We start from the raw sequence: 15,714 nt of genomic DNA on the forward strand, positions 1-15,714 counted from the left end.
GTGCTGTCCTACGTGCGCGGCAAGGTCAATGCCGGCGGCGTCGGGTTCGTTGCCGCCAGCGATATCGTGATCGCCGACCAGAGCGCCTCGTTCAGCCTTTCGGAGTTGCTGTTCGGGCTGATGCCGGCCTGCGTATTGCCGTTCCTGGAGCGTCGCATCGGCCCGCAGCGCGCCCACTACATGACATTGATGACCAGCGCGATAGGTGTCGACCAGGCCCTGGCTTGGGGCCTGGTGGATGCCTGCGCGGCCGATGGCGACAACCTGCTGCGTAAGCACCTGTTGCGCTTGCGGCGCCTGTCCCGGCCCGGGGTGGCGCGCTACAAGCAATTTCGTGGCGCGCTGTGCGGCGCGCCACGACTCGATCGCGACGCCGCGCTGGCGGCCAACCGGCAGGTGTTCAGCGATCCGCAGAACCTTTCGAACATCGTGCGTTACGTCGAGACGGGCGCGTTCCCGTGGGAGCAGGTGTGATATGAACGACGATCTGGTACAGCTCGAGCAGGTAACGCCAGCGATCGTGCAGGTCACCATGACCGATCGCATCCACAAGAACGGATTCTCCACTGGCTTGGCCCAGGCACTGATCCGCACCTTCGAGACGGTGCGTAGCAATCCGGCGTGGAAGGTGGTGGTCCTGACTGGCTACGACACCTACTTCTGCACCGGCGGCACCCAGCAAATGCTGCTCGAGCTGGCAGACGGGCGCGGCCAGTTCACCGACTACCCGATCTACGAATTGCCCTTGAACTGCGAGATCCCGGTAGTGGCAGCCATGCAGGGGCATGCGATTGGTGGCGGGCTGGTGTTCGGCCTGTTCGCCGACCTGGCGGTGCTCAGCCGCGAGAGCGTGTATGCGGCGAACTTCATGCGCTATGGCTTCACCCCGGGGTTCGGCGCGACCCTGGTGCTGCAGGAGAAGCTCGGCCTGGCGCTGGCCCAGGAACTGCTGATGACTGCCGAGAACTATCGCGGTGACGAGCTGGCTGGCCGCGGCATCCCGTTCCCGGTGCTGCCGCGGGCGAACGTGCTGGCCCATGCCCATGAACTGGCGGCGCAATTGGCCGAGAAACCCCGGCATTCATTGGTGACCCTCAAGGCGCACCTGACCTCTGGCCTGCGTGCGCAGCTGCCCGCGGTCACGGCCCGCGAGGTGCAGATGCACGCGCAAACCTTCCATCACCCCGAGGTGCGAGAGCGTATCAAGGCACTGTTCGGCAACTGATTGGCCGTTACCCGGTGCGTTATTCCTTCAACAGCGAGGCACAAGCATGACCAGAGAACAGGTATTCGAATTGATTGTCCGTCACGTCCGGCAAGTGATTCCCACCCTTGCCAGCCATGCGTTCACCCGCGGCGACCGCTTGCGTGACCTGGGGGCGAACTCGGTGGATCGCGCGGAAATCGTGATGCTGGTGCTGGAGTCGCTGTCCCTGAGCATTCCTCGGGTAGAGCTGTTCGGCCCGGGCAATATCGGCGAACTGGCGGACCTGATCCACGCCCGGCTCGAGGCGCGGGCGGTGTAGCACGGATGGACCGGGCAGCGGGGCGCCAAGTCCGGCGCGCCGCCAGGGGCAATGCACAACGGAGGTGTCAATGAAGGTGTTCATCTTTCCCGGCCAGGGTTCGCAGCAGCGAGGTATGGGTGGCCCGCTGTTCGATGAGTTCCCCGAGCTGACCGAAGCGGCCAGCGACCTACTCGGTTATTCGATCAAGGCCCTGTGCCTCGATGACCCGGATGGCCTGCTGGACCAGACCCGCTACACCCAGCCGGCGATCTATGTGGTCAACGCCCTGGCCTATTTCCAGCGGCTGCGCGATGGGGCCCAGGCGGATGGTTTCGCCGGCCACAGCCTGGGTGAATTCAACGCCCTGCTGGCGGCGCAGTGCTTCGATTTCGCAGAGGGCCTGCGCCTGGTCCAGCGCCGCGCCGAGCTGATGAGCCAGGTCAGTGGCGGGGACGGGGGCATGGCCGCGATCATGAACCTGCGGCGCCACACGCTGGTGGAGCTTTTGCAGGCGCAACAGGCCGATGGTGTCGACCTGGCGATTCACAACGCCCCCTTGCAGAGCGTGATCGCCGGGCCCAAGGCCGAGCTGGCGCGCCTGGAAAGCGCGGTCGAGGCAGCGGGCGGCATGCTGTATCCGCTCAATACCAGTGGCGCCTTCCACTCGCGCTACATGCAACCGATCGCCGATGCCTTTCGCGCGTATCTCCAAGGCCTGGAGCTGGCGCCGCCGAACAAGCCGGTAATCGCCAACGTTTCGGCCCAGCCGTATAGCCAGGAAGCGATCGCCGACCACCTGGTCCAGCAACTGACCCATCCAGTGCAATGGTGCGAGAGCATCCAATACCTGCTGGCCCAGGGCGAGGTGCAATTCGAAGAGGTCGGCCATGGCGAGGTGTTGACCAAGCTGGTGGAGAAGATCCGCGCTGGCAGCCGCCCGCCTGTGCCTGGCGTTGCGGTTTCGCCGGGGGGCGCAGCGCCTGGGCCTCGCGAAGCGGTGCTGCACAGCGCCATCGAGCAGGTCGCCCAGTGGAATGCCCGGCATCCCGCCGGCACTCGGGTGCGCTCGCTACGGGTCGACGGCGAGCTGCTGACTCGCAGCACCGCCTTGGTGTTGCTGGGCCACCGGGCGGCGGTCTACCTGCAAGGCCACAACGGCTATTTCGCCCTCGACGAGATCCAGGCGTTGTAGCCATCCATGCAGCCATGGGCCGGCCCGTTGCCTTCGCCCGAATCGACAATCCTGGTGCCAACATGCTTGCCACTCGACCACTACCCGTTGCGATCACCGGTGTCGGTATCGTTTCCGCCATTGGCCAGGGCCGGGAGGCCTTCACCCGCGCACTGCTGGCCGGCGACGCCGCTTTCGACGTGCTGCAACGCCCCGGGCGCCAGGGGCAAAGCCGTTTTCTCGGCGCCGAACTCGGCCCCCTGCAACTGCCGCAGGAGCGTGCGCCACGGCTGTTCCGGCAGTTGTCGCTGACGGCCGAGGCGGCCCTGGTGGCCTTGCATGAAGCCTGGCAGGACGCCCGCCTGGAGGACGTGGACCCGCAGCGCATAGGCCTGGTCGTCGGCGGCTGCAACCTGCAGCAACGTGAACTGGCCCAGCTCCATGAGCGCTACACCGGGCGCGAGGCCTTCGTGCGGCCGGGCCATGGCGTCGAGTTCATGGACAGCGACCTGTGCGGGTTGTGTACCCAGCAGTTCGGCATCCAGGGCATGGCCTGCACCGTGGGCGGGGCCTCGGCCAGCGGCCAGGTCGCGGTGATCCAGGCGCTACAGGCGGTGCAGTCGGGGCAGGTGGATGTGGCGATCGCGCTGGGCGCCCTGATGGACCTGTCGCATTGGGAGTGCCAGGCGTTGCGTTCGTTGGGGGCCATGGGCTCCGAGCGCTATGCCGATGCACCGATGCAGGCGGCTCGGCCGTTCGACCGCGACCGAGACGGTTTCATCTATGGCGAGTGTTGTGGCGCGGTGGTGGTGGAGCGCATGGCCGGCCCCACGCGCAGCACCGTCCGGCCCTATGCGCAATTGTCCGGCTGGGGCTGGACCATGGATGCCAACCGCAATCCCGACCCATCGCGCGAGGGCGAGATGCGCGCCATCGCTCAGGCTTTGGGGCGCGCGGGCCTGGCCCCGGGGCAGATCGACTATGTGAACCCCCACGGGACCGGCTCGCCCCTGGGCGATGTGGTGGAGCTGGCTGCCCTGCGCGACAGCGGCCTGGGCCACGTGCGCCTCAACACCAGCAAGTCGCTGCTCGGCCATGGGCTCACCGCCGCCGGCACCGTGGAGGTAATCGCCACGCTGGTGCAGATGCGCGAAGGGCGCCTGCACCCGAGCCGTAACCTGGACACGCCGATCGATCCGTCCTTCGACTGGGTCCGTGATGTGGCCAGACCGCACCCGATAGAGCACGCCCTGACCCTGAGCATGGGTTTTGGCGGCATCAACACTGCGTTGTGCCTGACGCGCCATGAGTGATGAACAGCCAAGGAGAAAGCCAATGTTATCCGTAGGAATAGAAGCGATGAACGTGTTCGGCGGTCGGGCCTGCCTGGACGTTGCCGAACTGGCCGCGCACCGCCAGCTGGATACGGCGCGCTTCAATAATCTGCTGATGAAGGAAAAGACCGTCGCGCTGTTGGACGAGGACCCGGTGACCTATGCGGTGAACGCAGCACGCCCTCTGGTGGAGGCGTTGTCGGCCGAAGAGAAGGTCCGGATCGAGTTGCTGATCACCTGCTCGGAGTCGGGGATCGATTTCGGCAAGTCGCTGAGCACCTACGTCCATCACCACCTGGGACTGGACCGCAACTGCCGATTGTTCGAACTCAAGCAGGCCTGCTATTCGGGCACCGCAGGCTTGCAGATGGCGGTGAACTTCATCCTGGCCCAGGTCTCGCCGGGGGCCAAGGCGCTGGTGATCTCCACCGACCTGGCCCGGCACATGACCGCCGATGGCGGCAGCGCACTCACCGAGGACTGGTCGTTCGCCGAGCCCAGCACCGGTGCCGGCGCCGTGGCGATGCTGATCAGCGACCAGCCGCGGGTCTTCGACATCGACGTTGGCGCCAACGGCTACTACGGCTATGAAGTGATGGACACTTGCCGGCCAACCCCGGATACCGAGGCCGGCGACTCCGACCTGTCGCTGCTGTCCTATCTGGACTGCTGCGAGAACGCATTCCTCGAGTACCAGAAGCGCGTCGGCGACGTCGACTATGTCGGCTCGTTTCGCTACCTGGCGTTCCATACACCCTTCGGTGGGATGATCAAGGGTGCACATCGCACCATGATGCGCAAGCAGGCCCAAGCTACGCCGGCGGATATCGAGGCCGATTTCCAGCGCCGGGTGACGCCGGGGCTCAGCTATTGCCAGCGGGTCGGCAACATCATGGGCGGTACCGTGCTGCTATCGCTGGCCAGCACCATCGCCAATGGCCGCTTCGAATCGCCGGGGCGCATCGGTTGCTTCTCCTATGGCTCGGGCTGCTGTTCGGAGTTCTACAGCGGCGTAGTGCGCCATCAAGGTCAGGTGCAACTGCGGGCCCAGGAGATCGAACGCCAGCTCGATAACCGTTACCGGCTGTCGATGAGCGAGTACGAAGGGCTGTTGCAGAGCAACACGCAGGTACGCTTCGGCACCCGCAACGTACGGATCGACGACGCTTCCAGCGTACGTCCGCAGTTGCCGCGTGCGGATCGACCACAGCTGGTTCTGCGGGAAATCAAGGAATTCCACCGCGATTACGAATGGCTCCATTAAGAATTTGGCCTGTCTCAGAGTCGCATCAACGGAGGTAGTGAACTAGAGTAAATTCATATGCCTAACTGGGTAGCATTTTCCATGAGTTAACTCGAGACTTTGTAAAGGAAGTCTCTATAGCTTTATCTGCTAATGCTATGAGTAGTTGGTGTTAGCTTGTTTAGTTGGTGGGAAGTGTGTGGGTGGTAGGCTGTTAATAAGTGCTTGCTGTTTGTATAAGGTTTTGAGGTGCAGTTGTTTGATTATATTTTTTGAGGTTTAAGTTATGCGAAATGTTCGAATTCAAACCCTAGACGGGCATGGTATTACAATCGCTGCAGACATTTATTTTCCTGACGGATTCGATCAGAATAAGCAGTATCCGGCTATCGTCGTTTCTCATCCCGGAGGTGGGGTAAAGGAACAAGTCTCGGGCTTGTATGCCCGAAAATTAGCCGTAGAAGGCTTTCTCACGATTGCTTTCGATGCTTCCTTTCAGGGAGAGAGTAATGGCATACCGCGACAACTCGAAAATCCCTATATTCGTACTGAAGACGTTAGCAGTGTTGTCGACTATCTGACCACTCTTCCATATGTAGACTCTGCACATGTTGGTGCAATGGGAATCTGTGCGGGTGCGGGTTATACCGCTAACGCGGCGATTAATGACCATCGTATTAAAGCTATTGGTATGGTAAGTGCCGTCAATATTGGCCAAATGCTCCGTAATGGATGGGAAAATACGGTCAAGGATTGTGATGCTCTTCCCTTCATTGAACATGGTTCCCAAGCCCGCACTTGTGATGCTCAAGGTGGCGAACTAGCCTCTCTGCCTCTAGCGCCTTTACGCGAGGAAGACGCCCCCAATGAAGAGTTACGGGAGGCTTGGGAGTATTACCACACATCGCGTTGTGAGCACCCTAATGCGCCGGGATTTATGACTACTCGTAGTCTGCCGCAAATTATAAGTTATGACGCCTATCACAAGGCTGAGGTCTTTTTGACTCAGCCGATACAGATTGTGGCGGGTACCCAGGCTGGTAGCAAATGGATGAGTGAGGACTTACTCCTTCGTGCGGCCAGCAAGGTTAAGCAGATACACTTGATCGAAGGTGCCAATCATATGTCTCTGTATGATAATCAATCTTATGTTAATGAGGCGGTTTCGGTACTTGCGGAGTTCTTTAAAAGTCGCTTGTAAGACCGTCTTTTGAATCGCAGCTCAGTATTTTTGTGATTGTTGTTATGCTTGAATATTGAGATCTAATATCGCACAGAACTAATGTTGGCTAAAACTCTTTGATTTTCAGAGGGTGGTTTCGTGAGGTTTTTTTAGTTTGGTTTAGTCTTTAATTTATATGGCTTATGGTTTGATTCTAGTCTCTTGGGTGTTTAAGATTGGTATAAAAGAGCTTTTTGTAATTTTCCTTGATATTTATCTGAGGGCTGTTATTTTTTTGGATTCGGCATGATATTGTTTTTTATGTGGTTTTTCACAGGTAGATATCTAACTTTCAGAGATTCTGTTCTGTAAATGTCAGGGTTAAGGCCCTAAAGTAATTGCTAATTTCAGGAGTACGTCATGGACGACGAACAGCGCCTTGCACAAGGTATTGGTCAGCATGCGGGCTTGCAGCCCATCGCGATTGTCGGAATGAGCTGTCGTTTCGCACCGCAACTTTCCAGCCTGGAGAGTTATTGGGACTTTCTGGTTCAAGGCCGCTGCGCGGTCGGTGACTTGCCCGGCGAACGCTGGGCCGATTATGAGAACAGCAGTCCCGAAGTCGCGGCGGCGCTGAAGAAAGCCACGCGCCGTGGATGCTTCATGGAGCGGATCGATCACTTCGATCCGGGATTCTTCGGTATTTCCGCCCGCGAGGCGCAGTCCCTGGACCCGCAGCAGCGGATGATCCTGGAACTGGCCTGGGAGGCGCTCGAGCACGCCGGTATCCCGCCATCGACGATCAAGGGCAGCGAGGCCGGGGTATTCGCCGCCGCCAATTCGTTCGACTACGGGCACCGGATGCTGGCCGACCTGAGTCATATCGAGCCCTGGGTGGTCAACGGTGGGATGTTGTTCGGCATCGCCAACCGGGTGTCCTACATCCTCGACCTTCACGGCCCCAGCCTGGTGGTCGACACCGCCTGTGCCGGCTCGCTCACGGCGCTGCACCTGGCCTGCCAGAGCCTGCGCGATGGCAGTACCGGGCTGGCCCTGGTGGCGGCGGTGAACCTGATGACCTTCCCCGGCATGAGCCTGGCGCTGGATGCCTCGGGTGCCACGGCGGCCGATGGTCGCTGCAAATCCTTCGATAGCGCTGCCGACGGTTATGGCCGCGGCGAAGGGGCGGGGGTGCTGGTCCTCAAGCGCCTGGACGATGCACTGCGTGACCAGGACCGGATACTGGCCCTGGTCCGGGGTTCGGGGGTGTTCCAGGACGGCCACAGCGCCGGGATGATGGCGCCCAACGGCGAGGCCCAGGAGCTGATGCTGCGCCAAGTCTATCGCCAGGCCGATATTCCCTGTGCCTCGGTGCAGTACGTGGAGGCCCATGGCACCGGCACCCGCCTGGGGGACAAGGCCGAGCTGACGGCGATCTCCCGGGTGTTCGGCAGCACGCGCAGCGGCGGCGAGAGATGCCTGGTGGGCTCGGTCAAGCCCAATATCGGCCACCTGGAAGCGGGCGCCGGCATCGCCGGCTTGATCAAGGCCGTGCTGGCGCTGAACCACGGACAGCTGCCGCGCAGCTTGTACGAGAACCTGACCGACGAAGTCGACTGGAGTACCTCGGGCATCGAGGTGGTCTCCAGCCTCAGGCCATGGCCGGACACCGGTTCGCCCAGGCGGGCGGGAGTCTCGTGTTTCGGCGTGGGCGGCACCATCGCCCACGCGATCATCGAGGCTGCGCCGGTGACGCTCCAGGCACGGCCGAGTGCCCGGCCGCTTTCCGGTGCGCGGCTGTTCCCGCTGTCCGGCCAGGCGCCGCAGAACCTGCGCCACAGTGCCGCGCGCCTTGCACACTGGGTGCAACAGCACCCCGAGGCCGCGCTGGAAGATATTGCCCATACCCTCGGGCAACGACGCGCGCACTTGCCTGCCAGGGGCGCATTGTTGGCGAGCAATTCCACGGAGTTGCTCGAGGCCTTGGGCCAGATGGCGGCTGGCAGCGATAGCGAGCGCTGTTTCAGCGGCTCGATGCTGGACGGGCGAGGGCCGGTGTGGGTGTTCTCCGGACATGGTGCGCAGTGGCAGGGCATGGGTCGGGAGCTGCTGGCGAGCCAGCCGGTATTCGCCGCTGAACTGGACAGCCTGGCCGAGGTGTTCAGCGCCGAGCTGGGGTACACGCCTCGCGAGGCGCTGGAGCAGGGCGCGTTCGATTCGGTGGAGCGTATCCAGGCCACGACCTTCGCCTTGCAGCTGGCCTTGGCGGCGCTTTGGCGCAGCCTGGGGCTCGAACCCCGGGCGGTGATCGGCTATTCCACCGGTGAGATCGCTGCGGCGGTGGTCGCCGGCGCCCTGGACAAGCCATCGGCCGCGCGTTTTGCCTGCCGCCGGGCGGCGCTTTACCAGCGTTTGTCTGGCCAAGGAGCGATGCTCATGGTCAACCTGCCATTCGCCGAGGCCGCCAGGCGCCTGGAGGGGCGCGCACAGGTGGTCGCGGCAATCGCCGCCAGCCCCTCGTCCACGGTGATTTCCGGTACGGCCGGCGAGGTCGAGCGGCTCGCCGGTGAGTGGGCCGAGGAGGGGTTGGTGCCGCGGCGCGTGGCGAGCGATGTGGCGTTCCACAGTCCACACATCGACCAGCTCCTGGAGGACATCCGCCAAGCCGCTGGCGAACTGCGCTGCCTGACGCCGCGCCTGCCCCTGTACAACTCGACCCTGGACGATCCCCGGGCCCTGGTACCTCGGGATGCGGATTTCTGGTGCGCGAACTCACGTAACCCGGTGCTTTTCGAGCAAGCGGCGACGGCCGCCCTGGAGGACGGCTTCGAGCTGTACCTCGAGGTGTCGAGCAAGCCCATCGTCGCCCACGCCCTGAAGGAGACCGCCGATGCAGGTGGGCGCGAGCATGTACTGGTGTGCCCGAGCCTCAGGGAGGGGCGCCCGGAGTACCCGGAACTGCTCGCCAGCCTCGCTCGTCTGTATTGCCACGGCGCCGACTTGCAATGGCCGGCTCCGGGAGTCTTGCTCGATCTGCCGAGCATGGGCTGGAACCACCAGCGCTACTGGACCACGGCCTTGCCGGTGCGGGCCAACCTGGGCAAGGGCCACGATCCGCTGCGGCATTCGTTGCTGGGCAGCCACCAGCTGGTACGCAGTGCGCCGCCCTGTGACATCTGGCGCACGCGGCTGGATTTCGAACTGCGTCCCTATCCGGGCAGCCATCCGATCTGCGGCGTGGAGATCTTGCCGGCGGCGGTCTTGCTGAACAGCTTCATGCAGGCCGGGACGCGGGACGGGCAACTGCCGACCCTGCGTGACGTGGTGCTGCGCACGCCCGTGGCAGTGGAAGGTACGCGGGATATCCAGATTGTCAGGCAGGGCCAGCAGATCCGCCTGTGCAGCCGTCTGGACGATGAGGCGGCGCAATCCGAGCAGGAGCGCGAGCTGGGCTGGTTGACCCATACCACCGCCAGCCTGGACTGGAACACCGAGCTGCAAGGCCCGGCGCCCGAAGTGGCGGCCTGGCAGACTCACTGCCGCGAGTCGCTGGAGTGGCCGCAGCTCGAGCCGATGTACCGGCGCCGGGGTATCGCCGACTACGGCTTCCGGTGGCATATCGGTTCGTTGCGGCGCGGGCCGGGCCGGCTGATGGCGACGATCCGGGCGCAGCTCGGTCCGACCCAGGCCAACAGCTGGGCGGTGGTGCTGGATGCCGCGCTGACCAGCCTGCCGCTGTTGTTGCCGGATGACGATCTGTTGCGCATGCCGGCGGCTATTGCCTCGCTGTGCGCGAGGCCTACGCCGCCGGAGATTTTTACCCTGTGCGCCGAACGGGCGCCGCGCACTGGCGAGCGCCAGCCCATCGACCTGCTGGTGCTCGATGAGCGGGGAGAGCTGGCCGCGCGCATCGAAGGCCTGGTGTTCATGACGGTGGACCGCCAGGATGAACTGGCCCGCGGCAGCAGTGCGACGGTGTTCGTCGAAGACTGGGAGACCTGTCGCTTCGAGCCCCCCACCGAGCCGCTGCCGCAGTTGCTGCTCCTGGGACCGGACGACGACGCCGCGCAGCGTTTGTCCCTGGGGTTGCGTCGGGCCGGGATCGAGCATGCCCGGGTGCGAGACGGCGCCGAATTGCGCTTGAATGGGCAGCCGACGCTGGTGCTGGTGCTCGGTAGCGCACCGGCAGACGATGAGGCGTTGCCGGATGCGGTCGAGGCCAATGCCTGGAGACTGCTGCAAGCTACGCAGCAGGTCCAGCGCCTGGCCCTGGAGCAGCCATCCCTGCGCCTGGGTTGCGTGACCTTCGGAGTCAAGGCCATGGCCAACCGGATCGCCCTGGCCCAGTCGCCGCTGTGGGGCGTGGCGCGGATCGTCGCCGGCGAACAGCCAGGCCTCTGGGCAGGCTTGATCGACATCGACCCGGCAGCCTTGAACAGCGACAGCACCTTCGGCCTGCTACGAGGCGCCCTGGGGCACAAGAGCGAGGATGTGCTGGCCATCGGTACCCAGGCCTGCCAGGTCCTGCGCTTGCAGGAGGCAGTCGCGCCAGGACCCAAGGGCAAGCCGCAATGCGTTCCGCATGCCAGCTACGCCATCACCGGCGGCTTCGGCGCCCTGGGCCTGCAGGCCGCCCAGTACCTGGTGAACCAGGGGGCACGGCGCCTGGTGCTGATCGGCCGCCAAGGCTTGCCGGCACGCAGCGCCTGGCCCGCGCTGCAGGATCCGCAACAGCGCTTGGTGATCGACGGCATCCGTGCGCTGGAGCGCCAGGGCGTGACGGTGCTGCCCCTGGCGCTGGACATCGCCGATACGGCGAAGGTGGCCGAGGCGTTGTCCGAGTCGGCCCTGGGCCTGCCGGCGATACGCGGTGTGGTGCACGCCGCTGGCGTCTTCAAGGGCGGCATGATCGAGCATCTGCAGCGCGCCAGCCTGTCCCAGGTGCTGCGGGCCAAGGTCACCGGGACCCTGGCCCTGGAGCGGGCATTTCCTCCCGGGAGCCTGGACTTCCTGGTGCTGTTCTCCTCCAGCGGGCAGCTGGCGCGTCCCTCGGGGCAGGCCGGTTATGCCGCGGCGAATGCCTTCATGGATGGCTTCGCCAGGTATCGGGCCGCGCAGGACGGTCAACGGACCCTGAGCATCGCCTGGATGGCCTGGGAGCAGTTGGGGATGTCCAGCCATATCGACGCGACCCTGCGCGAGTGCGCGGCCAATGGCCTGGGGGCTCTGAGTATCCCCACGGCACTGGCGTCCTGGCAGTTGGCCCAGGACTGTGGTGCACCCTATGCGGCGGTATTTCGTGTGCAGCGCTCGGCGGACCTCGGCCAGCCACTGCCGGTGTTGAGCCGGCTGCTGTGCGACGCCGCGCCAGAGGCGGCGCAAGCGACGTCACTCGATCCCTGGCGCGCGGTGCCCGACGAGCAGCTTGGGCAGTGGCTGACGCAAGACATCCAGGCGTTGATCGCGGCTGAACTGCGTTGCGCCCCCGAGGACATCGACCCCCAGCGGTCGCTGGTGGAGAAGGGCATGGATTCGCTGCTCAGCGTGGCACTGCGGATTCGCCTGAAGCAGCGCTACCGGATCGACCTGCCGGCCACGCTCATCTGGAACCACCCGACCGTGGAGGCCATTGCCCGCTACGTGCGCCAGGCACTGGCCTAGCCCGTAAGGCAAGCCGGCCCGGCGCCTGCCAGGCCAGGCAGCGTTGCCGCGACCGGTAGATTTCTCATGCAACCGACAGGAAACCGCCATGCAGAATACAACGGCCAGCTGGACCGCGATCTACACCTCCATCGCCCGTGCCGCCCACCAGGTACTGGACCAGCACCCCAAGGTGGTCGACGATCCGGTGGTGGTCGGCCTGGTCGAGGGCTCCAGTGCGGCGCAGATCCAGGCCCGGGCCGACGACTTCCAAGGGCCGGTGCAGTGCCTGGCCCGGGCGTTGTTCGTCATGCGCAATCGCTTGGCCGAAGACGAACTGCATCGAGCGGTAGCGGCTGGGGTGGGGCAGTACCTGATGCTTGGGGCGGGCTTGGATACTTTCGCCTATCGCCAGCCCGACTGGGCCCAGGGCATACGCCTGATCGAGGTCGACCATCCGGCCTCCCAGGCATGCAAGCGCGGTTACCTGCACGCGGCGCGCATCGGCATTCCACGCAACCTCAGCTTCTGTGCCATGGATTTCGAGCGCGTGACCCTGCGCCAGGGCCTGGAAACCGTCGGCTTCGATCCCCAGGTGCCGACCTTCCTGTCCTGGCTCGGCGTCACCCAGTACCTGGAGCGGGTGGCGATCCAGCGCACCCTGGAAGATGTGCTGGCGCTCCCGGCCGGTAGTGGCCTGGTGATGAGTTTCATCATCAAGGATCCAGGGCTCGATGGCCTGGACCAGGAGGCGGTGCAGGTGTTTTCCAGCCTGGCGGCCGCTCGCGGCGAACCCTGGATCAGCCGCTTCGACCCCGGGCAGTTGCAGCACTGGCTGCTGGAACTGGGGTTTGCCGAGGCGCTACTGGTCGCACCGGCCGAGCTGGAGCAACGTTACTTCGCCGGGCGCACGGACCGCCTGCGGGCACCGGTCTTCGAACAACTGGTGATCGCGCGGGTATAAGTGTCCACGAGGGGGCAGCGGGTGCTCTTTAAAGGACAGCTACAGTGAGTGTTCAGCAGCGCAGCTGCGTTTGCCGGTAGGTGGAAGCCTGGCGGAGTTGCTTCTGAGGGTGGTCTAGCCGGATTTCGGCTGAGCCAGGAAAGAATTTGCATTGGGCGCTCCATGAGGTTTCATGGCGCGGGTTTTCCTCTACAGGCGGAAGGGCAGCAACTGAAAACCATTTTTAGGGGAGGAGGGGTTTTTGAGGCATTGTGCTACTACGTCGAGAATATTCCCGGGCTGCGATAATTCTGGTTTGTGAGTTTTGACTTCTAGTTACTTTAGTTAAGGTGCTAGGTATACTTGGTAGGAAGGCAGTAAAATTATAAAATTTTCCATTGCTTGTGGTAAGATGGTTGGTAGTCTTAGTGTTAATTAAAGGATTGAACCAATTCTTGTGGGTAATGTTTTGTTCGTTGTTCAACTCTAATTTTTAGAGGCGCTTAAGTTTGATGATTAAATGTCGAATATATGTTTCTGTGTGCAGTTTTCTTGACTCGGTTTTATGTAAGAAGCGAAAAAAGATCTGCAGGCATTCTGGTCGATCTAATTGCTATTATATCTTCTAGGTTTTTTACCATTCCAAATGATCACCCCTGCGGCAGACATTCTTGTTGGGGATTTATAAAGTGGCGAAAACTCCTTCCATAAAGACGTCAAGCCGCTCGCTTTGAGTGCGCAAGGCAAGTGTTTTTAATAGTTCCAATGTACTTCGAAAAGCTGGCTTGATTTTCTTGCATGAATTTTCCATGTTGCTCAAGCTGATCCTGCATGTATTTCACTCCATAGCGATATCTGTGCTGGCTTAAATGTTATTAGCTGAGAGTGTTTTATATTTTCATGTCGTTCCGTTTTAAAAATAGTCTTCAGTTTTTATATTGTTGATTGATATGTTTGCAATATTGCCGAAATGTGAGTTGTGTGAAGCATTACGTTTAGTTGTTGACGCTATTCTGTTAACCATCAAATAGAGCTCTACGCTCTCTGCTAAAGCTTGAGTGTGATGTTTATGACGACATTTACAGTGATACCCAGGCCGACCGTAAGCACCTAATGCATACCAATCTTTGTTTGGCTTGCCTCCGCTGTTCTGATGTGGGTCGCTAAACGTAGCCAGAAGCTTTGGGGATTATAGAGTCTTTGCACCGATCCATTGGTTCCCAGTGATCTCCCCCAAAAAGGGAATTATAGATGTAAAATTTTGTAATGAAACAAATTTGTCTCTGGTGAACCTCATTAGCTTCTCTAAGCTTAGCCTCCGTTGCTCTCTTTCACGTTGCAGAAGGCTTAGGAAATGCGCAAACGAGGTGAGGTTTACTGGGAGTGGTCTGTTCCGGAATTGCATTGCCGCAACTACGATGAGCGATTACCCTGTGGTAGCCAAATCAATATCCAGGTGCGTACCTCAAAGCTCAGGATCACCCAGCTCTTTCTAGGCATCTATGGAAAAAATGGCGAGATGCTGGTTGAGGAGAGTTAACTTGACTGCGGCGGTCAGAGTATGACCATAGCGATGGCTTGGGCGCTTCAGCGTGCTCGGGATTGGAGGGCAGAAATATATCGAGCTTCATCTACTTCCCAGCGGCATAGTCTGTCGAGAAAAAGCCTCTTGTGTAGAGCGATTCGCTGATTCAGCTCATATACTCGGCTAGCGCGGACGAGAGTAGGACCTGCGGTTAAAAAGTGACGTTTTCGCTCGGATAGGTAAAGGGATGGTCGAAGGCCTGTTAGGCAATGTCTATTGGAGGGGCTCTATGCTTCTTATCAAAAGCTTGATTATTCACTTCAATCACGGGTAGCTGTTCTTCAGCCCAGCTCTTGAATGCTAGGACGATCAGCAACAAAGATTGCCCAAGCACAGTTAACTCGTACTCCACACGTGCTGGGCGTTCGTCGTGTACCTGCCGCTGTACTATTCCATCACGCTCCATTGCACGCAGCGTTTGCGTGAGCATCTTCTGTGAAATCCCCTCTAGGTGACGACGTAAATCTCCGAACCGGCGCGGCGAGGATTATAGTGCCACCATTGCAGGCACAGTCCATTTCTGTCCTATCCGCAGGAGCACAGCACGTGAAGGACAGACTTGGAGAAAAGCATCTGGGGATAATACAATTTTTTAACCATATGGTTACCAGTATGTACCTAGTTGCTAAACCATACCGCTTTGACAGAATGGCCGCGTGAGTTTTCCCCAAGGAGAAAGTTATGAGGGTCGGTTTTCTGGGGGGATTTCGGCGACCAACTTGCGCAGCGGCTACCCTCATCTGGCCATGATGTCCTGGTCGGCCTACGCAATGAGGCAAGCACCCCGCTCACAGCAAGTTATCGGGTTGGAGCACTCGCGGAGGCTGCCGGTCATGATTCTCTTTGGAGTCCCTATCTATGCCTTGGTAAATAGAAAGGGGCGTATGGAGAATCCTGCGGCGTATATGGCTGGCGGTGCAATTTGGAATTCAAATCATGATCAATCTGTTCATTTAATCAAAAGTGGTTTTCCAATGATGGGGGCGATTGGTGGATCTATCGCTGGAGGAGCTTTTTGGCTCATGGCAATAAGGAAATAATTTTATTCTTGGTCAGGTTAAACTGAAGTTTCTTTACGATATCAGCCTGTCCAACGTCGGCAATTTCGACCTGCCATTACCGCCCGAA

10 protein-coding genes and 1 pseudogene are annotated in these 15,714 nt (G+C 61.0%); 10 read left to right on the top strand and 1 reads right to left on the bottom strand.

All coding sequences use genetic code 11. The features are described from left to right. From H7A76_RS26610 to H7A76_RS26650, 9 genes are all read left to right on the top strand, one after another. Positions 1-474: enoyl-CoA hydratase-related protein (locus tag H7A76_RS26610; RefSeq protein WP_260498012.1), on the top strand; the 474-nt coding region annotated here is incomplete at its 5' end. Position 475: 1 nt separating this feature from the next. Beyond that, positions 476-1,225: a polyketide synthase gene (locus H7A76_RS26615; protein ID WP_185699835.1), complete on the top strand. Its 750-nt coding sequence runs from the start codon at positions 476-478 to the stop codon at positions 1,223-1,225. A 46-nt stretch (positions 1,226-1,271) separates the two neighbouring features. Then, complete coding sequence (locus tag H7A76_RS26620) at positions 1,272-1,526, top strand: acyl carrier protein (protein WP_185699836.1); 255 nt, start codon at positions 1,272-1,274, stop codon at positions 1,524-1,526. A gap of 70 nt (positions 1,527-1,596) precedes the next feature. Continuing rightward, on the top strand, positions 1,597-2,700 hold the full coding sequence (gene fabD, locus H7A76_RS26625; RefSeq protein WP_185699837.1) for an ACP S-malonyltransferase: 1,104 nt from the start codon (positions 1,597-1,599) through the stop codon (positions 2,698-2,700). Positions 2,701-2,762: 62 nt separating this feature from the next. Then, complete coding sequence (locus H7A76_RS26630; protein ID WP_185699838.1) at positions 2,763-3,992, top strand: beta-ketoacyl synthase N-terminal-like domain-containing protein; 1,230 nt, start codon at positions 2,763-2,765, stop codon at positions 3,990-3,992. Positions 3,993-4,014: 22 nt separating this feature from the next. Then, positions 4,015-5,277 carry a hydroxymethylglutaryl-CoA synthase family protein gene (locus tag H7A76_RS26635; RefSeq protein ID WP_185701270.1) on the top strand — a complete coding sequence of 421 codons (1,263 nt, stop codon included), beginning with the start codon at positions 4,015-4,017 and terminating at the stop codon, positions 5,275-5,277. A gap of 265 nt (positions 5,278-5,542) precedes the next feature. Then, the gene (locus H7A76_RS26640) at positions 5,543-6,457 is read left to right on the top strand and encodes an alpha/beta hydrolase (RefSeq protein ID WP_185701271.1); all 915 of its coding nucleotides are present in this window, start codon (positions 5,543-5,545) and stop codon (positions 6,455-6,457) included. A 381-nt stretch (positions 6,458-6,838) separates the two neighbouring features. After that, entirely contained in the window at positions 6,839-12,079 is a 5,241-nt protein-coding gene (locus H7A76_RS26645) for a type I polyketide synthase (protein ID WP_185701272.1), read from the top strand. Positions 12,080-12,167: 88 nt separating this feature from the next. Then, positions 12,168-13,022 (top strand): class I SAM-dependent methyltransferase, encoded by an 855-nt coding sequence (locus H7A76_RS26650; protein ID WP_185701273.1) that lies wholly within the window; start codon positions 12,168-12,170, stop codon positions 13,020-13,022. 1,766 nt (positions 13,023-14,788) lie between these two features. Here H7A76_RS26650 and H7A76_RS26655 read toward each other — a convergent pair. After that, a pseudogene (locus H7A76_RS26655) lies at positions 14,789-15,055 on the bottom strand (winged helix-turn-helix transcriptional regulator); the annotation flags it as partial. 364 nt (positions 15,056-15,419) lie between these two features. Here H7A76_RS26655 and H7A76_RS26660 point away from each other — a divergent pair. Beyond that, positions 15,420-15,626, top strand: coding sequence for a hypothetical protein (locus H7A76_RS26660; protein ID WP_185701274.1), 207 nt, complete (start codon positions 15,420-15,422; stop codon positions 15,624-15,626). Positions 15,627-15,714 lie beyond the last annotated feature (88 nt).

Origin of the sequence: Pseudomonas sp. MSSRFD41, assembly GCF_014230245.1 — a bacterium.
GTDB lineage: Bacteria > Pseudomonadota > Gammaproteobacteria > Pseudomonadales > Pseudomonadaceae > Aquipseudomonas > Aquipseudomonas piscis.

Coding starts and splice junctions, on each gene's coding strand:
- H7A76_RS26615 (WP_185699835.1), top strand. CDS start 476: ATGAACGACGATCTGGTACAGCTCGAGCAGGTAACGCCAGCGATCGTG.
- H7A76_RS26620 (WP_185699836.1), top strand. CDS start 1,272: ATGACCAGAGAACAGGTATTCGAATTGATTGTCCGTCACGTCCGGCAA.
- fabD (WP_185699837.1), top strand. CDS start 1,597: ATGAAGGTGTTCATCTTTCCCGGCCAGGGTTCGCAGCAGCGAGGTATG.
- H7A76_RS26630 (WP_185699838.1), top strand. CDS start 2,763: ATGCTTGCCACTCGACCACTACCCGTTGCGATCACCGGTGTCGGTATC.
- H7A76_RS26635 (WP_185701270.1), top strand. CDS start 4,015: ATGTTATCCGTAGGAATAGAAGCGATGAACGTGTTCGGCGGTCGGGCC.
- H7A76_RS26640 (WP_185701271.1), top strand. CDS start 5,543: ATGCGAAATGTTCGAATTCAAACCCTAGACGGGCATGGTATTACAATC.
- H7A76_RS26645 (WP_185701272.1), top strand. CDS start 6,839: ATGGACGACGAACAGCGCCTTGCACAAGGTATTGGTCAGCATGCGGGC.
- H7A76_RS26650 (WP_185701273.1), top strand. CDS start 12,168: ATGCAGAATACAACGGCCAGCTGGACCGCGATCTACACCTCCATCGCC.
- H7A76_RS26660 (WP_185701274.1), top strand. CDS start 15,420: ATGATTCTCTTTGGAGTCCCTATCTATGCCTTGGTAAATAGAAAGGGG.